At 67.3% G+C, this 21,395-nt stretch carries 17 protein-coding genes; 15 read left to right on the plus strand and 2 right to left on the minus strand.

The features are described 5' to 3' along the window. Nucleotides 1–1,070 precede the first annotated feature (1,070 nt). Complete coding sequence (locus GKS42_RS26875) at nucleotides 1,071–1,328, minus strand: helix-turn-helix domain-containing protein (protein WP_154793225.1); 258 nt, start codon at nucleotides 1,326–1,328, stop codon at nucleotides 1,071–1,073. A 367-nt stretch (nucleotides 1,329–1,695) separates the two neighbouring features. Here GKS42_RS26875 and GKS42_RS07235 point away from each other — a divergent pair, with 367 nt between their 5' ends. The 15 genes from GKS42_RS07235 (at nucleotide 1,696) to GKS42_RS07305 (ending at nucleotide 14,830) form a co-directional block, all read left to right on the plus strand. Then, nucleotides 1,696–2,703: a hypothetical protein gene (locus GKS42_RS07235; protein ID WP_154793226.1), complete on the plus strand. Its 1,008-nt coding sequence runs from the start codon at nucleotides 1,696–1,698 to the stop codon at nucleotides 2,701–2,703. 113 nt (nucleotides 2,704–2,816) lie between these two features. Further along, the gene (locus GKS42_RS07240) at nucleotides 2,817–3,041 is read left to right on the plus strand and encodes a hypothetical protein (RefSeq protein WP_154793227.1); all 225 of its coding nucleotides are present in this window, start codon (nucleotides 2,817–2,819) and stop codon (nucleotides 3,039–3,041) included. A gap of 16 nt (nucleotides 3,042–3,057) precedes the next feature. After that, complete coding sequence (locus GKS42_RS07245; protein ID WP_154793228.1) at nucleotides 3,058–3,672, plus strand: hypothetical protein; 615 nt, start codon at nucleotides 3,058–3,060, stop codon at nucleotides 3,670–3,672. A gap of 202 nt (nucleotides 3,673–3,874) precedes the next feature. Beyond that, the gene (locus GKS42_RS07250; protein ID WP_168217780.1) at nucleotides 3,875–4,420 is read left to right on the plus strand and encodes an SAF domain-containing protein; all 546 of its coding nucleotides are present in this window, start codon (nucleotides 3,875–3,877) and stop codon (nucleotides 4,418–4,420) included. Between the two features lie 4 nt (nucleotides 4,421–4,424). After that, nucleotides 4,425–5,300: a hypothetical protein gene (locus GKS42_RS07255; protein ID WP_154793230.1), complete on the plus strand. Its 876-nt coding sequence runs from the start codon at nucleotides 4,425–4,427 to the stop codon at nucleotides 5,298–5,300. Then, nucleotides 5,297–6,862, plus strand: coding sequence for a TadA family conjugal transfer-associated ATPase (locus GKS42_RS07260; protein ID WP_154793231.1), 1,566 nt, complete (start codon nucleotides 5,297–5,299; stop codon nucleotides 6,860–6,862). Before GKS42_RS07255 ends, GKS42_RS07260 begins: the two co-directional genes overlap by 4 nt. A 5-nt stretch (nucleotides 6,863–6,867) precedes the next feature. After that, nucleotides 6,868–7,728, plus strand: a complete 861-nt coding sequence (locus tag GKS42_RS07265) for a type II secretion system F family protein (protein WP_232848071.1) — start codon at nucleotides 6,868–6,870, stop codon at nucleotides 7,726–7,728. Next, nucleotides 7,725–8,615 (plus strand): hypothetical protein, encoded by an 891-nt coding sequence (locus GKS42_RS07270; RefSeq protein WP_154793233.1) that lies wholly within the window; start codon nucleotides 7,725–7,727, stop codon nucleotides 8,613–8,615. The genes GKS42_RS07265 and GKS42_RS07270 overlap by 4 nt, the downstream gene beginning before the upstream one ends. 64 nt (nucleotides 8,616–8,679) lie before the next feature. Next, nucleotides 8,680–8,859: a hypothetical protein gene (locus GKS42_RS07275; RefSeq protein WP_210769329.1), complete on the plus strand. Its 180-nt coding sequence runs from the start codon at nucleotides 8,680–8,682 to the stop codon at nucleotides 8,857–8,859. Between the two features lie 71 nt (nucleotides 8,860–8,930). Continuing rightward, nucleotides 8,931–9,275, plus strand: coding sequence for a TadE family protein (locus tag GKS42_RS07280; protein WP_168217781.1), 345 nt, complete (start codon nucleotides 8,931–8,933; stop codon nucleotides 9,273–9,275). Continuing rightward, nucleotides 9,272–9,709, plus strand: coding sequence for a TadE/TadG family type IV pilus assembly protein (locus GKS42_RS07285; RefSeq protein ID WP_154793236.1), 438 nt, complete (start codon nucleotides 9,272–9,274; stop codon nucleotides 9,707–9,709). The genes GKS42_RS07280 and GKS42_RS07285 overlap by 4 nt, the downstream gene beginning before the upstream one ends. Further along, the gene (locus tag GKS42_RS07290; RefSeq protein WP_154793237.1) at nucleotides 9,706–10,128 is read left to right on the plus strand and encodes a pilus assembly protein TadG-related protein; all 423 of its coding nucleotides are present in this window, start codon (nucleotides 9,706–9,708) and stop codon (nucleotides 10,126–10,128) included. The genes GKS42_RS07285 and GKS42_RS07290 overlap by 4 nt, the downstream gene beginning before the upstream one ends. Next, nucleotides 10,125–13,211, plus strand: a complete 3,087-nt coding sequence (locus tag GKS42_RS07295) for an AfsR/SARP family transcriptional regulator (protein ID WP_168217783.1) — start codon at nucleotides 10,125–10,127, stop codon at nucleotides 13,209–13,211. Before GKS42_RS07290 ends, GKS42_RS07295 begins: the two co-directional genes overlap by 4 nt. A gap of 18 nt (nucleotides 13,212–13,229) precedes the next feature. Beyond that, on the plus strand, nucleotides 13,230–13,856 hold the full coding sequence (locus GKS42_RS07300; protein WP_154793239.1) for a hypothetical protein: 627 nt from the start codon (nucleotides 13,230–13,232) through the stop codon (nucleotides 13,854–13,856). A 47-nt stretch (nucleotides 13,857–13,903) separates the two neighbouring features. Further along, on the plus strand, nucleotides 13,904–14,830 hold the full coding sequence (locus GKS42_RS07305; RefSeq protein WP_154793240.1) for a hypothetical protein: 927 nt from the start codon (nucleotides 13,904–13,906) through the stop codon (nucleotides 14,828–14,830). A gap of 777 nt (nucleotides 14,831–15,607) precedes the next feature. On the opposite strand, the gene GKS42_RS07310 is transcribed toward GKS42_RS07305, so the two are convergent. Continuing rightward, a complete protein-coding gene (locus GKS42_RS07310; protein WP_154793241.1) occupies nucleotides 15,608–20,917 on the minus strand; it encodes a sacsin N-terminal ATP-binding-like domain-containing protein in 5,310 nt (1,769 codons plus the stop codon). Nucleotides 20,918–21,395: the final 478 nt, after the last annotated feature.

A 21,395-nucleotide genomic window follows, 5' to 3' on the forward strand; every position in this document is an offset into this window, starting at 1 on the left:
GGGATCTCGCTTCGAGACTGGCGACGGCCTGTTCTCCGGGGTCCTGGTTTCGATTGCGTCCTTGGTGAGGAGGGTGCGCCGGTTTGGCGGGTCGGCGTGGAGCAGGACGGCGGATGGCTCGAGTGTGGACGACCCGGACAGGTAGCGCGGACGCCGGGTCGTCGCGGGCCCTAGTCAGGTTGGCGACCGAAGCGAACGCCCTGCGGCCCGGAGTGTTGGCTCGTGGCTGAGCCAACCTAGGTTCGGGTGGCGTCTTTGCTCGAAGGGGGAGGAGGTCGTCTCGTACCAAGTTCGTGGCCGGTCGGGGTTGGCGAGCGGCCCGATCTGAAGCCGACGGTGCATCTGGCCCCTGGCGGTGGTCACGTTCGCTGGATTGCGGTTGCCCAAACCCAGACCACTCCGTTGCGTCCATGTTCGTCGATGAACTCAACTCGCCCTGCGCGTGGCGAGTAGGCAGTTGCCCGGCCATAGACTTGTACGTATCCGGTCCTCGGAAAGGACACCCACACCTTGACCGGGATGGGCGGGTCCAGCGGTCGGATCGGAATCCCGATCGCTGTGGACGGAATGTCCAGCGGTGCGTCGCGCATCGGAACGCGGTCAGGGTGGCGGCCTTCGTTTGTCATGTGGTCAGTCGAACAGGTGTACGCAGCCTGGGCGTAGGACCGACGCGCCGCACTATCCAGCGGGGCCAATTGCTGGTCGACATCGGCGGTGCCCGTCGCCTGATTTGGCGCTGGTGCGTTGGCTCAAGAGGTGGCTAGGGCTTGGTTGCCCAGGGTCGACCGCGATCGGCGGGCAAGGGGTCGGTGGCGAACTTCACAGCCGGGACGTGACTTAGGCAACGGGTGCGGGCAAGGGGCTGTGGTCAGCGTGGTCACGGAGCCCTCGAGAGTTTGGAGCCTGCCATGCGTCCACGCCGCGTCCCTACCCAAGTCCACACCGCGGGTGCCGACTCCGTCGTGGGATCTGCGCTCAAGGCGCGGCGCAGCGCGCCGTGCACGAAGCCGTCAGCCCGAGAGATGAATCGAGCCCAAGATCCGGCGTCGAGGCGGCTCGAGTGGTCGCGGTTACCACTTGGGCGGGGGTGCGAGCGAGACGTTTCCGCTGACGAGGTCGTCGAGGCTTACCTGGAAGTACCGGGCCAGCAACACGGCTTCTCGGAGTTTCCAGGATGCACGGCCGTTGAGCCGCGCTGTCATTTGGGATGTGCCGATCCCGCAGAGTTCGGCGAGGGAGGCGGAGGTGACGCGTCGCGAGTGGGCGAGCCCACGCACGGTTGCGGTGACGGTTGCGTCGACCGCGCGTGCCTCAGAGTGCTCGTCCATGAGTCAGCAGGATGGCCTCGTCGTGGCCGAGTTTGCAAGCAGAACGCCGATAGAGCAGTCGCATTCGATGATAAATCATTGACAGCAGGCACGAATCGTTGCATGCTACTGCTCATGGTCTCGCCGTTGAGTCTCTTGATGCATCGGATTGTGCGTGACTCGCACGGCGCATCGCTGCGGGACTGGGCGCTGGTGCGGCACCGGCGCCAACATCGGGTGGCTTGGGCGGACTTGCCGGATCGGCTGGCTCGAGTTGGCGGCGGGCGGGTGGCGGTCACGGCGCTCACGCCGCGCTCGTGGTTCGTGGCGGAGCTGACGCAGGCTCGTGTTGAGGATGATCGCGACGCGGGCCGGGCCGGAGGCAGGGATGCGACTGGTGATGATGGGGGGCGGGGCGATGACGGCGTTGGCTGCGCACGAGGCTGACTTGGACCCGGTGGCTGCGCGTCGGCTCACGGATCAGTTGCGTGTTGCGCTCGAGGGCGGGTGGCAGTTGGCGATCCGGGCCTGGGCAGGCCGTGTGTGGGTGGCTCTGGGGTATGCCTCGTGGGATGAGTACTGCACGCGTGAACTCGGGCAGTGTCGGATCCGGCTCCCGCGTCAGGACCGCGAGGAGGTGCTGGCGCCGTTGTCGGCGGCTGGCATGAGTACCCGCGCGATCGGATCGCTGACCGGGTTGCATGCGACGACGGTCCAACGTGTGCTCGCCGATGCCGACGTCAGTCCGGGGGAGGCGGAGGCCGACGCCGTGCCTGTTGCGCGCCGGGGTGGAGCCGGTCCGAGACGGGTGGCCGGTCGCGATGGCAAGCAGTACCCGAGCAAGCATCCGACGAGGAGTGATGTGCTCGTGCGTCGCGCGGAGGTGGCGCGGCTGCGCAATCTCGGTTTCAGCCAGGTTCGGATCGCCGCTGAGTTGGGGGTTGCGCAGGCGACAGTGTCGGCGGACCTGGCGGAGTTGACCGCGATCTCGGGGGCGGCCGGCGTTGCCGGGCTCACGGAGGTGCTGCAGGAGGCGCGTGATGAGGCTGGCCGTACCGACGTCGCGGCGGTGGCTGAGTACCTCGGTGTGCAGACCTCTCCTGGTCGTGACTTGGGCCGGCTGTCGAAGCAGCCGGTGAGTGACCTTCACGGGACTCTCTCGGTGCTCCTTGAGGAGGTGGTGTACTCGGACGAGTGGCTCGATGACGTCCAGCATGAGGCCGCGGTCGCGGTGTTGTTGCCAGGGGTGGCACTCGTGGTGGCGCAGCTGGCCCGGATTCTGGGTGCGCTCACCGAGGCCGACCGGGCCGGCCCCGCCTGGGAGGACCTGCGCCAGGCGATCGGTCCGCTCCTCGCATGGGTTGAGCCGGGCGGCGGGCCGGAGGCCGGATCATGACATCGACGCGCCAGCCGAGGTCGACTCTCGAGGTGTGGGAGGCGCGCCAGAAGGACCTTGTGGCGCGCACACGTAGATGGGCTGTGATCGGTGCCGGCGCGAGTGTGCTCGGCTTGGCCGTTCTCCTCGTTGCGGAGCGGGCCGGTGTGGCCTGGCTGACGGTCTGCCTGGCCGCGCTGCTGTGTATGTCGTGGGGTTGGGCGTTGCTGGCCCTGTTCCTCGGCTGGGGTGGCCTCCTGTTAGGGAAGATTGCTGCCGGGATGGGCCAGGTCGTGGCCGCGGCCCGGACGCAAATTGGAGCCGGATCCGGGCACAAGGGTGGTGGGGGTCTTGACTGACGTGAGAGGGTGCGCAGTGGAGGGCCGCGGCGGCGTCGCCGAGTTTGGCATCACAGAGGGCGATTTCGTCGCGGCATGTGATGAGCAACGGGGGTTCGTCATGCACCTACTCGGCAGCCGTCGGTGGGAGGCAGACGATGTCATGGCGCAACTTGCCCTGGACCTGCTGAAATCACTGCCCCGTTGGGCGGCCACGGTTGAGCATCCGTGCCTGGGGGCCTGGGCCCGCGGCGTGGCGGTCCGCACGTTCTATGCCTGGCTGCGCTCCCCGGGCGCCGGCCGGGGCCCTGGCGGGGCCGTGCTGGTCAGCGCCGAGGCACTGGCCGAGATCGGCACCGAGATCGAAGTACCTTCCCTCGATCGTGACCGTGCCAGTTCGACGGCGCAGCTGAGGCGACGCGAACTTGCGGACCGGCTGCGCGAGGCGATGCTTGCCCAACCGGGCGGCGCGGCGCAGTGGGCGCGGATGGTGACCCCCGACGGGCAGGTCCGCGGGAAGACCGCACGGGCGGCACTGCAAGTGCTGCTCGAGGTCATCGACCCCGACGGGGGGATGCGGCGCGCGGCCGGCTACCAAACGGGCCCCTGGGGGTCGGGAACCGGCGGGGGTGTGGCCGATGTTGCCTCGTAGGAGCACCTTGACTGCGGGCGCAGGCCGGGCTGAGGCCGAGGCAATGGCAGGGCCCGGCCCTGGCAGGACCGCGACGCGACCTGCCGCGTCCACCGAATCGAACGGTCACCCGCCACCCGACCAGGCGTGGCAAACGCAGCGCCCAGCTCCGAGGCCGCTTCCACGGCGTCGGCGACCGGCGACGATCGCCCTGGCGGTCGCGATGATCGCACTCGGCGGTCTGACCGGCGCGTGGCTGCTGTCCCGCTCGGGCGAGACCCAGACGGTCCTCGTGGTGGCGCAGGCGGTGGCGCGAGGCGAGGCGGTGACGGCGACCGATCTGACGACCACCGAGCTCCCGGTGGATGTGCTGAACGTGCGCACGGTGCCCTCGACCAGTCTGGACGAGGTGGTCGGCGCCGTGGCCACGGCCGACCTGCTGGCGGGCACCGTGCTGACTCCAGACTCGATCACCGAGGAACTGGTGCCCGGGCCGGGGAACTCGGTGGTGGGGGTGGCCTTGACGTGGACGCAGATGCCGGGCCAGCCGATCGGCTCCGGTGACCATGTGCGGTTCGTGGCCACCCCACCGGTCGGCGGTGAGATGCCGGCAGCAGATCCGGAGACGATCGAGGCGGTGGTGATCAACACGCAGGCCACCGACGCGGGTTGGCTGGTGAATGTGGAGTTGCCGACGTCGTCTGCGCCGCAGTTGGCGGCGCTGGCAGCCACGGCCCGGATCGCGCTCGTGATCGACACGGTTGGTTGAGCCGATGGCGCTGATCACCGTGTTGAGCGCGAAGGGTGCCCCGGGTTGCACCACCGCGGTGCTTGGGCTCACGTTGCGCTGGCCCATACCGGCGTTGTTGGTTGAGGCCGACGTGGCGGGCTCGGCGATCCTGGCCGGGTACCTGCGTGGCGAGCTGCACCAGGACCACGGTGTCCTGCCCCTCGCCGTCACGCAGGCCCAGACCCGCCGCCTGCAGATGACCGACCTATGGGACCAGACCCTGCCCCTCGCCCCGCCCTCGCACGACCAACCCGCACCCCGTGGGCCGTTTGGTGCGACATCGGGTTCGCCAGGGCCAGTGACAAATAGCCCGGTGCAGTACCTGCTGCCCGGGATCCCGCACGCCACCCAATCCGCCGCGGTCCGATCCCTCTGGGGTGAGTTGGCCAGCACTCTGCAGACACTCGAGGACGGAGGGATGGACGCCATCGTCGACCTCGGGCGCCTCAGCCTTGGTGAGGAGGACCGGCACGGGCTGCTGGCGCGTTCGGACCAGATCGTGGTGGCGACCGGGTCACGGTTGCCGCAGATCCACGCGACGAAGACGCTCGCGGAGCACCTGCGGGCACGGTACGCACCGGCCGCCGCGGAGATGAGCCCGCTGACGATCGTGGTGGTGGGCCCAGGCCGCCCCTTCGATGCCGGCGAGATCGCGCAGTTGTGCGGACTCCAATTGGCGGGGACTCTCGCGTGGGACCCCGCCAGCGCGGAGGTCTACAGCGCCGGGGCGAGGCCGGGACGAAAGTTCGCTAGCGCCGCTCTGAACCGCTCGCTCACCGCGCTCACCGACACCCTCCGCAGACGCGTCGGTGCCCGCCGGGCGCACCTGGTCGGCACACGCACAGGAGGCGACCAATGAGCACCGCGTCACCACCGCAACAGGAGCGCAGGTCGCTCAGCGAACTCCCGCTGCTCAAACCGCCCGCCAACGTCCAGCCGGTAGCGAGGCCAGCGACACCGACCACGCCGGAGCCGCCGGACAACGAGAGCGCCCAGGGCGGCCACCGACTCTACGCGAGAGCGGGCAACGGGCACCTGGACGCGGCGGCGACGCGGCGGGGTGTCGGGGGCGGTGAGTCGTTCTGGCAGGAGGTGGAGGCGCTGCGGGCGCAGGTGAGCACGGCGTTGGCGGGGCACGAGGCGGCCCTGCACGGCGATGAGGATACCCAGCGCGAGATCGGGCGGAGCCTGCTGGCGAGCCACGTTCGCGAGCACCAGGGCGCGCTGATGCGCGAGGGCCATCAACGGTGGGATCCGGACTACGCCGACGCCCTGAACAAGGCCGTGATGGCGGCCCTGTTCGGGCTGGGCCGGCTGGAGCCCTTGGTCGAGGCGGACACGGTGGAGAACGTCGAGATCACCGGTTGCGACCAGGTCCTGGTCCTGCACTCCGACGGTCGCCGGGAACGAGCGGCACCGGTGGCGGAGTCCGATGAGCGGCTGATCCGAGATTTGGCGTTCCTGGCGAGCCGGCGCAGCGCGAGTGGGGAGCGCTCCTTCACCCGCGCGAACCCGATGCTGTCGTTGTCGCTGCCGCCGGACCTGCGCCTGCAGGCGTCTGCGTTCATCACCCCGCGGCCGAAGGTGGTGATCCGTAAGGACCGCCTGCCCGCCATCGACCTTGCCGGGTTGCGCGACCTCGGCGAGTTGGATGAGGTCATCTACGACTTCCTGTCGGCGGCGGTGCGGGCGCACAAGAGCATCGTGGTCTCCGGCCGGGGGCAGGGGTCGGGCAAGACGACGCTGCTGCGGGCGCTGATCGGGCAGATGGACCCGTGGGAGTCGATCGTGACCGCCGAGGACATCGACGAGTTGCGCATCCACCAGGTCCCCGAGCGCCACCACCGGGTCACCTCTTTCGTTGCCCGTCCGGGGACCGGGGAGGTCGGGGTCGACGGGAGGAGCGCCGGGGAGTACACGCTGAACGAGGTCGTCTACGGTGCGTTGCGGTTCAACGCCGACCGGGTCGTGGTGGGCGAGGTCCGGGGCAGCGAGGTGATCCCGATGTTCAAGGCGATGCAGATGGGTAACGGGTCCTTCTCGACGATCCACGCCAACGCCGCCCGGGACGTGGTGGAGCGCCTGGTCACGTGCGCCGTCGAGGACGCCTCGGTGACCGAGACCTTCGCCTACCGGCAGGTCTACCAGCACATCGACCTGATCGTATTCCTGGACGCCACCTACGATCCGGTGACCGGGCAGCGGTACCGGTTCATCAGCCAGATCATCGAGGTCACCGCGCCCGATGATGTGGCCACGGCACCGTATGCGGTGAACGAGGTATTCCTGCCGGGACCGGACCGGCGGGCGGTGCCCACCGGGGTCTCGCCGACATTCGCAGCAGAGCTGAGCGCGCACGGCTTCCAGACGCGGGACCTGTCCGGTCCCGGCGCGTGGCCCCACCGAGGGGGCCTGCCGTGACCGAGATGGTCGGTGCACTGCTCGGGCTCCTGGTCGCCGGCGGCCTGATGCTTCTGGTCGTGGGTCTGCGCCCCCGGCCCGAGCCGGTGTCGCGGGAACGGGTGCGCGAGCCGTCGACCTCACGGCTGTGGCGCTCGGGTGCCCGGTTCCGCGATGTCGTGGTGGGTGCGGTGGTCGGGGCGATTCTCGCCGCCGTATCTGGGCTGCCGGTCCTGGTGATCGTTTGCGCCGCTCTTGGTGTGACCGGGCCGCCGCTGTTCCGCCAGCCGGCCTCGGTGCGGGTGCTCGCTCGGCAGGAGGCGGTGGAGACATGGGTGCGGGCCCTGACCGGGATGCTCACCGGCGGGGTCGGTATCGAGGTGGCGATCCGGACGTCGTTGCCCTCGACACCGCCGGCGATCAGGCCCGAGGTGACGCGGCTGGTGGCGCGGCTGCAGTCACAGCAGCCGCTGGAGGCTTCGTTGCGGCGGTGGGCCGATGAGATGGACGACCGGATCTGCGACCTCGTTGCCGGGGTCCTGATCATGGGCGCCGAGACCCAGCACGGTGGCCTGTCCCGTGCGCTGGCGGATCTGTCGACCTCGGTCGCCGAGGAGAACCGCATGATGCGCCGGATCGAGGCCGACCGGGCCGGCACCCGCACGGTCGCGCGCATCGTGGCGGGCATCTCGGTGGTGATGTTCGCGCTGGTCATGGCCGGGCCGTTCGGCGATGCCTACCGTGACCTGCTCGGGCAGCTGCTACTGGTGGTCTTCGGACTCGCGTACGCGGCGATGCTGCACTGGATGACGGTGCTCAGCAAACTGCCCCCACGCCCCCGGTTCCTGACCGACCCGGCCCACGTCGTCGGGAGCGCACACCCATGAGCCAACTGCTGGGAGTCATCCTCGCCGGCGCGGCCGTCGCCGCCGGCGCGTATCTGCTGGTGCGGCTGCTGGTGCCGGGCGTGCCGGCCCTGGGCAAGGCCCTGGAGCGGTTGGACAGTGAGCCGGTCCCGGTGCTGGTCCTGCCCGACGGTGCACCGATGGCCCAGCGGGTCGGTACCAGGCTGGCGCGAGGCCTCGGCACCCGCACCCAAACCCTGGTACTGGTCAGCGACGCCGACCTGGCCATCCTGGACAAGCCCCGCAGCGAGTTGCTCGGGGAGAAGGCGATCTGCGCCACCATCGCGTTCCTGATGGGCCCGGTGACCACGGTGATCTTGACCGCTGGCGGGGTGCCGGTGAGTTTCCTGCTGCCGGGGATCGTCTCGCTTGCCCTGGCGGGCCTGGCATGGATCTACCCCGACCTCGCGGCACGGGAACAGGCTGCGAAGTCACGGTATGAGTTCGCCGCGGCGGCAACGGCCTACCTGGACCTGGTCGCGATCGCCCGTGTCGCCGGGGACGCGGCCAATGAGGCCATGGTCCGGGCAGCGCGCATCTCAGGCAATGCGACGTTCCGCCGGATCTCCCAGGCGCTGCAGCAGTCGACCTGGGCCGGGACCGCGCCCTGGGATGCCGTGCTCGAACTACGCACCCACTTGGACGTGCCAGAGCTGGGCGACATCGCCGACATCATGCGCCTGACCGGCGGCGGGGGTCAGGTGATCGACTCGCTGCGACAGCGAGCCCGGGCATTGCGCGATTCCCAACTCGCCGCCGAACAGGCCCGCGCCGTCCAGAGATCCGAACGATTGACCGCCGCCGCGACCCTGACCGGCGTGGTGTTCATACTCATGCTCCTGTACCCCGCCGCAGCCAACATGCTCTGACGAACCCGAGCACCCTCAGTCGGGGCCACCGTGGCACCGGCACCCAATGGAAAGGGAACACGATATGTATCGCAGGATCACCAAGTCCCTTCGACGGCGCCTGGATCAGGTCCGAACCCGTGCCGAGCGTGGGGCGAGCACCGTGGAATGGGTCATCATCACCGCCTGCCTGGTCGCGCTCGCCGTGGGCCTGGTGGTGCTGATCACCACCGTGGTCAACAACCGCTCCGCCGGCATCTTCTGACCTGGCACTGACGCATGACCAGGCGGGCACTGCGACCTCCTCACCCACGGCGTGAGGGGGACCGCGGCGCGATGACCCTCGAGGCCGTCATCGTGCTGCCAGCCGTCCTGCTGCTCATCTTCGTGGCCATCCAAGCCGGACTGTGGTTCCACGCCCGCGAGGTCGCCATGCACGCCGCATCAGCGGGCAGCACGGCCGCAAGCGCCGAGAACGCCAGCAACATCGCGGGCGCCGCCGCGGCGCAAGGATTCGTTGACCAGGTCGGTGCGCTGCGCGAGGTCAGCATCACCGTCGACGGCGCAGCCGAGACGGTCACAGTCACGGTCAGCGGGCAGGCACCCGCCATCGTCCCCGGGATGCCGCTTCCGGCCATCACCCAGAGCTCGACCGTGGCCATCGAGAGGTGGACTCCATGAACCGGCGCGCCGACCTGGGGCGTGACCGCGGCTCGATGACCGTCGAGTCGGCGATCCTCGCCGTGGCGTTCGTGCTGTTGCTAGGCACCGTCATTGGTGTCGGTCGCGTCGGTCTGGCGCGAAACACCATCGACCAGGTGGCACACGACGCCGCCCGGATCGCAAGCATCGCCCGCACCGGCCAGCAGGCCTCCCTCGACGCTCACACCGCGGCCGAGGCCTCGATCACGGATCAGGGCCTGGCCTGCTCACCGATGTCCGTCCAGGTGGACACCGGCGGCTTCGCCAGCCCCGCGGGAACGCCAGCGCAGTTGGACGTGGTGGTGACCTGCGCGGTGCCGCTGGCGGACTTGCTGCTCCCCTTCGCCCCAGGCACCCTCACACTCACCGCCACGGCCAGCCGGGCGATCGACACCTACCGGGAGCGATCATGAGGCACGCGGCCGGTCCCCGAGTGGACACCGAGCGGGGGAGCATCACCCCGGCCGCGGTGATGTTCTCGATCGTGCTGCTGCTGATCATCGGTCTCGTCGTCGATGGCGGCCGGAAATTGAACGCGGTGGCCCGGGCCGGCGACGTGGCAGCGCAGGCGGCCCATGCGGCAGCCCAGCAGCTCGACGCCGGCACGGTCCTGCTGGGTGGCGGCGCCATCGTCGATCCTGCGCAGGCGCATGCCGCCGGGCAGGCGGTCCTGGCCGCCGCCGGAATGACCGGAGAGGTCGTGGTCGACGGCGATCGCGTCCTCGTCACCGCCACCTGCAGCAGACCGACCGCCTTCCTCAGCCTGATCAACATCACCACCGTGCAAGGCACCGGCTCGGCCGAGGTCAGACTCGCGACAGGAGGACCATGATGACCCGCAACGTGCGCTCACTCGGTGCGGCCGTCGCACTCCTGGCACTGCTGATCGGAATCCCAGCAGCGCTCTGGGCACTCGGACGCGACTCCCTCCCCACACAGGTGCCGAGTTGGGAGCAGGTGCTCACCACCTTGGCACACCCGCTGACCGCCGGCTTCCTCACCGGCCTGCTCACCCTCATCGGTGCCATCGCGTGGGCGACGTTCCTGGCGGGCGTCCTGATGGAGGTCCCGGCGGCACTGGGCCACCGGCCCACTCGGCAGATCCGCGGCCTCGGCCCGCAACGCCGCCTCGCGGCTGCATTGCTCGGCGCCATCTTCCTCAGCGGCATGGCGGCACCGGCCCTGGCGCCGGCGACGCAAGTCAGGGCAACCGTCCACGAGCCCTCGCAGGTGATGCTCTTTGTGGACCTGCCGGCCGACCGACCCAGCGCGCCAGATCCTGGCCGCGCCGACCACGAGGAGGAACCGGACGCGCCGAGCCCCGGCTGGCAGACCCACACGGTCGAGTCCGGAGACACCCTGTGGGACATCGCGCAGAGCCGACTCGGCGATGGCCACCGATGGCGCGAGATCGCCGACCTGAACTACGGCCTGCCGCAACCGGACGGGCGGGCCTTGACCGACGCCCACTGGCTCGAGGTCGGCTGGCTGCTGCGCATTCCCGGCACTGAGTTCCCGGGCGCGGAGACCGTCCAGAACGCCGCGACGGAACTGACGGTCCAGGCCGGCGACACCCTCTCCGAGATCGCGGCCGAGCACCTCGGGAACGGCTACCGCTACCCAGAGATCTTCGAAGCTTCCCGCGACCTTCCTCAACGAGGCGGCGCCCGCCTTGTCGACCCCGACATCATCGACGTCGGCTGGCGCCTCCTCGTCCCACCAGCGACCGGCCCAACCGCATTGGTAACCGAGAACGCTGCCGCTGGCGAGGCCACGAGCGAGGGGGACACGGGCGAAGAAGCACTGACGACCGAGACCTACCCGCAGGAGGCATCCACCCCACCGCCAGAGTCCCCCGATCTAGGCGAGCACATTGCGCCCGACCAGCCGGCAGGGCAGCAACACCGCGACGCCGAGGGCGTGGTCACCAGCGCGGACAGTGATCACGACGCCGACACCACCGACCAGGCCGAGGAGGCCGGCGTGGGCCGACGAACGGCCGGCGGAGCAGGGGCACTGCTTGCCGCCGGCATCGTGGCGGCGATCGTCTACCGGCGCCGCCATACCCACCGCACCCGCCCCTCTGGCACCCGGGTGGCCATGCCCGAGCCGGGCAGCCCCGAGGAGGCAGTCGAGAAGGACTTGCGGACGGTTGCAGACCCCGACGCACGGGAAACGGTGAACCTTGCCATTCGGGACCTGGCCCAGCAATGCCAAGAGCACGGACTAGCGCGCCCCCAGATCCGCGCTGCTCGATTCGCCGGCGACGGCAGTGAACTCCAGCTTTACCTCGAAGCGGCCACAGACCTGCCCTCACCGTGGCACGGGTCGACGGACCGGCAGGTCTGGCTGATCAGCGACGAAGACTTGGCCGCCGTCGCCGCGCGGTGTGACAGCCGCGACGTCCCGGCGCCCTGGCCGGCCCTGGTTAGCATCGGCCAAGACGAAGAGGACGCCCACGTCCTCGTCGACCTCGAAGACCTGGGTCAGCTGGACATCCGAGGCGAGGCAGAGGCGGCCCACGCGACCCTCGCAGCACTGACGCTGGAACTGGCCACTTCGGAGTGGGCCGATGACATCCAGGTCACCCTCGTTGGCGTGCTCCCGGAACTGGTTGAAGCGATGGACACCAGCCGCATCCGCCACGTCCCGGACCTGGCCGCGATCCTGGACCCATTGGAGGCCAGGGCCAGACACCTGCGAGAGCACGCTCCAGTCCGGCCGTTTGGCCAGACTCAATGGTCCCCGGAGATCATCATCACAGGGACCGATGTCGACGCGCAGATGCGCGCCCGCTTGGAGACTCTCGTCGGCACCCTGCCCCGCGTGGGTATCGCCACTATCACCCAGGAGGCGAACAATGGGGAGTGGGCGATCGAGCTCGACTCGGCCTGCGCCGCCGAAGCGACGCTGCACCCGGCAGGCCTGCGACTGCGACCGCAGCAGATCTCCACAACCGAGTACGCCGCGATCCTGAACGACCTCGCCGGGGCCAACCGGTACACCGCCGGCCCTGCGTGGGCGCAGACACTCAGGAGCATGGCCGAGCCGGAACTGGCCGACCTACCTACGCCCGATCCCACCGAGCAGGTGACGCCGGCCCCGGTCGCGGTCGTTAACCCGGACCGGCTCGAAGCAGAACCCCCTATGGTCCGGCTGCTTGGCGGCGTCGACATCACCGGAGTCGACGAAAGCGTGCTCTCCGGAACGCCCACACACATGAGCCAAGCGGTCGAGATGGTCGCCTACCTCGTGCTCAACCCCGGCGCGACGACCGCAGAACTCACCCATGATCTATGGCCGGGCCGGGAGGCGAAGGCATCGACCCGGCAGTCGGCGGTCTCCCGCGCCAGACGACTCCTAGGCACCAACGACGCCGGCGAACCGTACCTCAGCCTCAGCGGCACCGACCCGCTCGGCAACAGCTACAACGTCCTGCCACAAGTGCGCAGCGACTGGGATGACTTCAACGAGTTGCGCGGCGACGACCCCACCACAGTCCCGCTCGCTGATCTATGCTTGGCGATGGCGCTCGTGCGCGGCACACCGTTCGAGCGGGTCCGCGAGGGGCAGGGCCGTGTTCGCGCTAATCGGTATTTGTGGGCCGACCGGTTCGCCTCCGAGATGATCGCCAGCATCACTGACGTCGCCTGCGAAATCGCGCGTCGGGCACTCCTGGAAGGCAAACCAAAAGTCGCGGCCGAGGCCGCCCATGCAGGCCTTCGCGCCACCCGGGACGAGGAGCGGACCTGGCGGTATGCGATTCGCGCCCACCTCCAGCTCGGTGACCATGTCAGCGTTGAGGAACTTGTCGAAGAACTCACGGCCCAGCTCACCGAACTCGATGTCGACCCCGAGCCCGAGACCAATGAACTCCTCGACGAACTAGACCGCTCGCGCCGGGTAGCCGGCTGACCGGGAGGGGAACCAGGGATGCGCACACGACGAGACACGAAGGCTGTCATCGCGGCTGTGACGGTCGCGGTAGCGGCGACGATGGGCCTCGCCGCTTGTGACCCTGCCGACGTCAACCCAACGCCCACACCCACCACCGGAACGACCGAGACGACCACACGGCCCACGGAACCGTCGACCGAACCATCCCTCAACTACGAAGACCTGCAGATCGAGGCGGCCGAAGCGTTCGTGATCGACTTCTACGCAGTGGCTGCCGAGGTCGCGAACAACGGGTATGAGGGCTGGCAAGAGCGCATGTTCCCCTATTACGCCGGCAACCTCGAGCTGTGGGAACAGCGTTCGACCGGATACGAGCGGAACGACGAAGAGGGTGGTTTCACCGAGGGCGCCACCGAGGTGGTCACGATCACCGCCACCGATTGGGTCGAGGATCCCACGGAGAGCGGCTTCGACACGGTGACCTTCACCATGTGCCTGGACTCGCGCAGCGTGATCGCCTTCGACGAGGCCGGCAATGTCCGGACGGACCGGACTACCCCCGATCACCCCTACCCGGCTACGGCCGTGGTGATGGGCCAACCAGAGACAGACCTGGGCTGGTCGCTCATGGACCTCGTCGCAGACGGGGAAGCCGAATGCTGACCGGGCGGAGCGTCAGCCTGGCCTTCGTCGGGCTGCTACTCACTACCATGGCCATCACCGTGCCGGGGATGAGTCCGGCCGCCGCAGTCGAAGTCCCGCCGGGCTGCTGGACCGAGGAATACCGCGACGACCAGGGTTTCCTCCAAATCAACATCCAATGCCCGTGGGACGGCCCCGTCGAGGGCAACCCCGATGGTGTGGTCGGTCCCGGCGCAACGCGGGAGTGCACATACGGTGCCCACCTCACGATCGAGTGTGAGACGAGAGCCGGCGTATGGAACGGGTCCTGCTACGTGACGGTGGCAGATCCCCAGCCAGCACGTGAGCACCCCGCGTGGGGTGGGCGCACCGATGGGGTCATCCTCCAATGCACCGGCTATGAGGCTGTGCGGGCGGACTGCGATGCTGTCTCCGGGTGTCCAAGCGGGGTGTCGTATGTCTGGGGGCAAGGCCCCCCGGGCTCGGGACCGTCACCGGAGAGGCTCGCCCGCCAGGTGGTCGCGCGGATGCAATTGCAGATGGGCTCGATCGGGTCAACCCCGCCCGAGGGCACCAGCGAATCGATTGTCGGGATGCCGATATGGCTCTGGGTGACCAACCCCGCCCCGAACACGACCGGCCCCATCACCACCTCGGCGAGCAGTGCAGGGCTCACCGTGACGGTGACCGCGACCCTGGACCAGATCGCGTACTCCATGAGCGGCACTGGTGCGACAGTCGCCGGGGTGACCTGCGCCGGCATGTCAGCACCGGGCACGGCGTACGAGCCGACCTACGGCGCCTCGCCCTCGCCAACCTGCGGCATTACCGCCGGGCAGAACCAACACACCGGGTCCTACACAATCACCGGCACCGCGTCCTGGACAGCACAATGGACCGGCGGCGGACAGACCGGGACTATCCCCGTCGAAGTAGGCAATTCCATCCAAATGGAGGTCGGCGAGGTCCAGTCGATCAGGACCGGCAGCGGTTGACGACGCCGGCCGCTAACTATCCCACGCCAAGGGCGGCGGCGACGGTGCGCACGCCTTTCTCGTAGAACCAGACGCTGCGGGATCCACTTGGCGCACCGCCTCGTGGCGTTGGCTCTGGCCCCCGCAGCCTGGAGGTGTTGCTGGAACACCCGATACTCGCACGCGGCGCCCCGCACCCAAGCCGGGGCACCACCCTGCAGCCGGCCTAGGATGGCCCGCGATCGGGAGCGTCGTTCAGTTCCCGGGCAACGTGGTCGACGAAGGACCCTTTCGGCACCGCAGGACGGGTCACGTACCGGGAGAATCACGAACCCACGGTGGATTCGTGCAAGATTCGGATAGGTTGCTGCCTAGGCCCTCGCACCCGTGGTGCGGGTGACCTGGGGGTCACCCGCTGTCTCACCTGCCAAAAGCGCAACTTGGAAGAGATACGGGTACGCGACCCCTACGCACTCTGTACGCACTCCGGGTGCAAGTATCAGCGCAGGTCAGTATGCGTACCGGGGAACGTCGAGATTTGCTGCTCCCGACACTGCCTCACGCGCCGCCGGTAGGCTCCGAATCCGACCCCGTACGCACCCAATACGCACCCACCGCGTTCTTCATAGCCCGGCGAGCCGCGAGAAGATCACGCGTGGAACAACCCTCGCCCGAGGGGCTCCCGGCAGTTCGCTGGACTCGTTGTACTGAGGTGCGGCCGTCACCCAGGGAGCGGAAGCCCCATCGCACGGAGGTGGGTGCGCCTGAGGTGCCCGTGCACGCCTCGTCCTATGCAGTTCAGTCGTCCATGTCGAAGCGAAGGCTCATGGAACGCCCGACCACTCGGTACCTCTGCAGGCCCCCTGGAGCGAACGGATTGGGCAGCGGGTAGATGCGGGCTTGCGTGGCTTCGCCGCCGTTGGCGACGAAAACTATCATGTACTCCTCTTCAGGGGAGAGATCCTGGGCCTTCCTGACTTCTGACTCTCCGAGCTGGATGAGTGCGTCGTCGCCCAGGCTGGCTTTCACCTCGAGGAGGAGCGTTCGATCTGGAGTCTCGACGCGGTAGTCGTATCCAAGGCTGTCGTTCCCTACACCGTCCAGGTAGACGGACTGGCGATACCCGGACACCCAGGTGTCTGTTGGCGCGAGTCCGAACTGCTTCTCGATCCAAAGCCCGACGATCGTTTCGCCGATTAGGCCGATGAGCTTTGTCTTCTCCTCTGGCGGGCCAGACGCCTGAAATGAGGTTGGGCGTGGGCTGGTGGTCCGTGGAACGGGTGTGTCTGTCGGAGTCAGTGCGAGAGTCACCGGCACTGGGGCAGTGCTGATCACTTCGTCGACGACGGAGGAACGAACCTGCTCGAAAAGACGGACCATCTGGTCGTGCTCGGCCGTGAAAGTCTCGTGCTTGTAGGTGACTGATGTCTTGGCTTGGCGTTCGTCGGCTTCGCGATTCTTGATGCGTTCCCTGGCTCCCTGGAGGTCGGAGCCGCTGATATCGAGTTCGGAGGCAGTGGAAGACAGAGGCATGGTTGCTGGCCATCTGTCGCTGTTTCGCAGCCAACCAATAACGTCGGAAGGTTCAAGCGGACCGAAATCGAGTCGGCCAGTAGCGGTGATGGCCTCAACGATCTCGGGCGTATCGATGGTCCGGGGTGCGGGCGCCACACCGACTTTATAGGTCCACGCTTCGATGAGCGCAGGTAGCCGTCCCAGGACCGCGCGCAGGCTCCGCTGAGCGTCGGCTCGGGCATCGTCGACACTCGGGAACTCGCGCTGTTCCGGCGGCGGCGCAGGTGCGTGGGCATCGAGCCAAGCAGTCACATGCCGGGCCATGAGGTCAGGATCTAGCGCCCAGCGTTCGGCGGCCCAAGCGGTGTCTGGGGCGATAGTCGAGATGTCCTTACTCAGTTGGACGTAGTTGGAGAGGTCACCGCCTTGCTTGACAGTGCCGGCGAAGCGGTCGCGGAGTTGATCGCGCAACCTGGCGCCGTTCTCCTGGAGGAAGGCTCGGTACTGGTGGTTCTGGCCCTCTGTGTTCTCCAGTTCAGCGAGTTGAACTGAGCGAAGGTGCCGGTTGACTGTGGGGAGGTCCGCGCCAAACTGCGTGAGGATGCTGCCGCGATCGGTCTCCAGGCTCAGCTGCATCACTCGGTCGGCCTGAGTTTCGCCACCAGCGAGTCGATCGGCCAGCCACCTTCGTACTGAGTCCTCCTCGACGAAGGAACCGTCGGCCTCGTGGAGTTCGTACCCAATGGCGGGCTCAAGGCACATGAGGACGAACACGGTCGCACTGGTGTCGACGCCTGCACGCGGCTGGTGGACGACAGCGCGGACCTCGCTCGGATCGATCCGAAGTGCTCGGGCGACATCGTCAGCGGGATCGTCGTTAATGCCAGTTGTGCGCAGGGTGGTGATGGCTACGCGGAGTGTGTCGCCGAGGCTCGGTGCGCTGATGAGCTGAGCGATGCTGTCGGCAGCAGTGTCGAGAACCAGCCATTCGTCGTCGTTCGCCACGCCGCCGACAACGATCACGTCGTTCTCTTCGTCCGGGATCAGCAGTGAAGTGGGGCTGGCCGTCGGAACGCTATGGTCGTCGATCGTCACGGTGACGTGGTGGCCGATGGTCAGTTGAGCGCGTTCGAGGCGGTCGATTGCTGCGGCGACGGCAGTAGGTGGGAGCGGCGGGAAGTTCCGGTACTTGAGTTCCATCGCGGCGACGACAAGGGTTGTGAGCCAACGTCTGCGCTCTGAGATGAGTGCCTGCCGCTGAGTAGTCAGCGCGACCTGGACGCCGTCCACAAGGACGCTCATCCGGATATCGGAGATGCTCCGAACGTGTGCCTCCTCCTGGTGTAGATGTTCGAGAACTCTCTTGCCAAGCCTGAAGTCCTTGATAGGTAGGATCAGCAGTGGCGAAGCTTCGAGCAGCCGTTGTTGTCGTACGTCGTCGATGTCGACGACATAGACCGGGGCGGAGTTCCGCGAACGGGTGCTCCTGACTGTAAGTGCGCCGGCGGATTGAACAACGACTGTGTCGGGCAACTCAACCACGGCTTGGGAGTCGACCAGGTCGCTCCACGCGGTCTCGACGGCACGGCGAACCGAGTGTGCGGTGCGAGCGGCAAGGCCTCCCTCGCGGACGAGCCCCGCGAGGTGCTCAAGTCGCTGCGCCGCAGTTGCTGGGTCGTCCCACACACGTACTCCGAGACGTCGAATCCGCCGAAGGAAGAGGTCGGTGTCGACCACGCGGAACCGCGCTGGCTGAGATGGAAGGAAGTCCACGGTGTCAGCCTCAGCGAGCCACCATGACTCGCTCGGCCTGGAGCGCGTGACCGTAGAACGATCGCCTGGTGTTGCTTGCGGAACCCAGGCTGAGCTCGACAAGAACGCCGCCAGCGGCGTCGGCCATGCCGCGCCCTTTTTGTCGGTCTGCCGAGTGAAGCGCACCTCGAGTGACTCATTGGGCCACCTCCCCAGTCCGAGGACGACTAACTCGCTGTAGGTGCGTTGCGTCTCGTCATCGAGGCGCTCGAAGTCGGCCTGCCCGGGAAGCACGACCCAACTTGCTTGCGGTACGTAGGGCGTTGTTGCCTGCGATGGCGAGTGTCCGGGCCATTGCTCAGCGAGGGCACGCCAGGCCCCCTGCGTGAAGCCGGCGAGGGGGAGGTCACCGTCGATCCAGGCGTACTGGGGATTTGCAAGGTGTTCACCCTTCTGGTGGCGCGGACGAGAACCTTCGACTGGCCAGAGACCGTGCCTGACGCCAAGGGACTCGAGGAAGACCCGAAGTTGTTCATGCTGTTCGGCTGCGAGGTCAGGGAGCGCAATGCTGGGCCCTGGCACGAGGAAGCCGGTCATCTCGGTGAGCTCAGAGGATCGTTCTCCGACTGTCGAGACAAGCCGCCGGAGTGCTGCATCCAACAGGGAATCAGGCCCGTCCCACCCTTCGTCGAAACGAGCGGCGGTTGCTCTGACCCATCCGTTGCGAACGGGGACGAAGATTGCTAGCGACTCAAGGGCCTCGTCTTTGATCTCGCGTGTCGCTCGTTTGTTGAGTTCAAACGCGAAGTGGAGGCACTCACGGAGTTCCGCGTCGTGGATGATCGCGTCCGCCGAGAGTTCCTTCATCGTGGTTGCGACGGCGCCGAGGATGGTCTCGGTCCTGTACTCACTGACAAGTCCTTGACGGGCCAGCCAATCTCGGCCCGCCCTCAAAGGTGCGTTTCTGCCTTCTCGGCGGTCAGGTACTTCGTAGGAGGCAAAGACGAGGCGCGACCGAAGGGACACCGGTAGAGGGTGACTGCCGATGCTGTCGTCGGTCTGCCGTGGCGGGAAGTAGACCTGCGCAACGCCAGGAGCTCTCCCCGCCCGTGCGAGTCCGCCTGTTTCATCGAGGATGAATGCCCGGCCTTGGAGGAAGGACGGCTCGATATCGAGTTCTGCGAGGTCGTCGTAGAAGCCAGCCCAACGTTCCGCTTCCACGCCGTGCCTGGCTAGGCGCTGCGCTACCGCCTCGACACAGTCGGCAAGGACGTCGGACGACGGATCGAGCGTCCATTCGTGTGCCGTGCAGAGCTGACGCAAGTGCTGGATCCGAGCCGCGGAGAGGCTTGGATCAATGAGGTCGAGGGTTTCGGTCGCTGCGACAGCATGGGGGGTGAGCTCGTGCCCGTGAAAGCCCCAGTGGTACACGGTGTCGAGACCGGCTCTGCGCGAGGTGTCGCCGAGTGCAGGGACGAACGAGAGATCCCAGAGGCTCAGGTCATTCGCCTTGAGAGCGTTATCCAGGTGATCTGGGTCTTCCGTCCATGACGCTGCGTCGACAAGCAGATCCGGAGGGACAGGCGTGCCGTCGCGGGCCCCGGCCGCAAGGAGCGCAGCGCTGATCCTGGCTGCTGACGCAAGCAGGAGGGCATTGACGGCAACCGAATCGGAGAGTGTCCGGCGATCAGCACGCGTGGCGAACGGTGCATTCACAAAGGCCGGCAGGGGCGCCCGGGCTTGTGCACCCATGGGGAGAAACGTGTACAGGCGCCCCGCATCCAGGCCTTCGTGCAGAGGGAACGCGAGACTAACTCTGGCGGGCCCCTTCCACTCGAGCCAATTGCTATTCAGTTTACCTGCAGAGCAACTTTCCTCGATCGCATCTCTGAAGGTGTGCTCGGCGATGTCGTGGGATGCCACGATGAAGCGGCGATCATCACCAAGCTGAAGCTCACGAACTGTGACGTCGTACTTGGCAAGACGGTCGGCCCAAGGGACTGCAACCTGGTCGCGGATGAGGAGCGTTTCTCGGGGCTCGTCTGGGCCAATCGTCTGAAGAGAGATCGCTGACACGCGATCGAGGAAGAGGTGAAATGGCACTTCGCTGCTCTCGATCTCGCGGATCTGGGAGCGCGCACTTTCCAGTGCCTCCGATGAGCGAAGGGGAAGTCGGATCACGGTCGAGACGGATTCCGCAGCGAACTGCTCAACCCGAGCTGGGAGCGATTCAGTCAGAGGAACCGGAACTCGCAGGTGCGAGACCTCGTCTCTCAACTCGTCGGCAAGGCCGGGTTCGTTAGGGGCAACTCGTCGAGCGATCGCATCAAAGTCAGTGGGCTTCGCGAACCGGAAACGATAGCCCGTAAGGCCAGGCATGCCTTCTGAGTTCGCGCTGTAGACCTCTGGAACGGCGCTGAGTTCGCTGACGCTCTTGAATCCGATGCCCTTGTTGCCAATGCTGTTGTCCGGCCTCTTCGAGCTCCGGCCGGTGCCGGTCATGCGCTTGAAGTTGCCGTCGTTCAAGGGCGCGCCCCCATTGACTGCATACAGAGTGCCGTGTGGACCCTCTGCCTCATCGAGGACTACTTGCAGTTGGCCATCGTCACGAGTGCTGTCGTGGGCATCGTGTCCGTTCTGCAGAAGCTCCAGAACCGTGCGTCCGGAGTACTCGGGCGAGATGACCCCCTCGATAAGGTCCTTCATCTCGGAGATGACAGGGTTGTCTTCTTCACGCCCTTGCAGGTACATCTTCGCCTCAGACGCGGCTCTCGCCTCGACCCGGATGCGGAACTCGTCGGCCGCGCGCACGCCTGCCAACGCTGCGCCGACTACAGCCACTTCGCGTCTCCAACGCTTCTTTGCAGGTTACGTGTCGCGCAACGTCTGCCACGCGCGTCGTAGGCCGTAGCCGGTGCAATCCATGTCACAGCCCCGAACTTAGCCGGAGAACCCGCCGACCACTACTCGCGGATCGGGGTCAGACACGGTGACCAAGCCGTCATACACAGTGCGGACCGCCGGCCCGATTTCGCACGCCTTCGCGGATGAACGGGGCCGCCTCGCCGAGCGCGGCTCGCACCTCTCCCGCGAGCTCCATGATATCGCCGCCCCGAATCCGTGTCGACCCACTCGAGCAGGTCCTCGGGCTTCGCGTGCGAGCAGCGCCAGTCAAGGTGAGGTGGCTGGTAACTAGTCGGTCTTGAAACTGAAGGTACGGGACCGGCGATGTCGGCGACCGCACCGGTGTAGGGCAGGTGGTAGCGCACTCGCTTTGGGCGCGGGGGTCGTGGGTGAACATCTCATTGGCATTCTCCTA

The organism is Occultella kanbiaonis, assembly GCF_009708215.1.
GTDB lineage: Bacteria > Actinomycetota > Actinomycetes > Actinomycetales > Beutenbergiaceae > Occultella > Occultella kanbiaonis.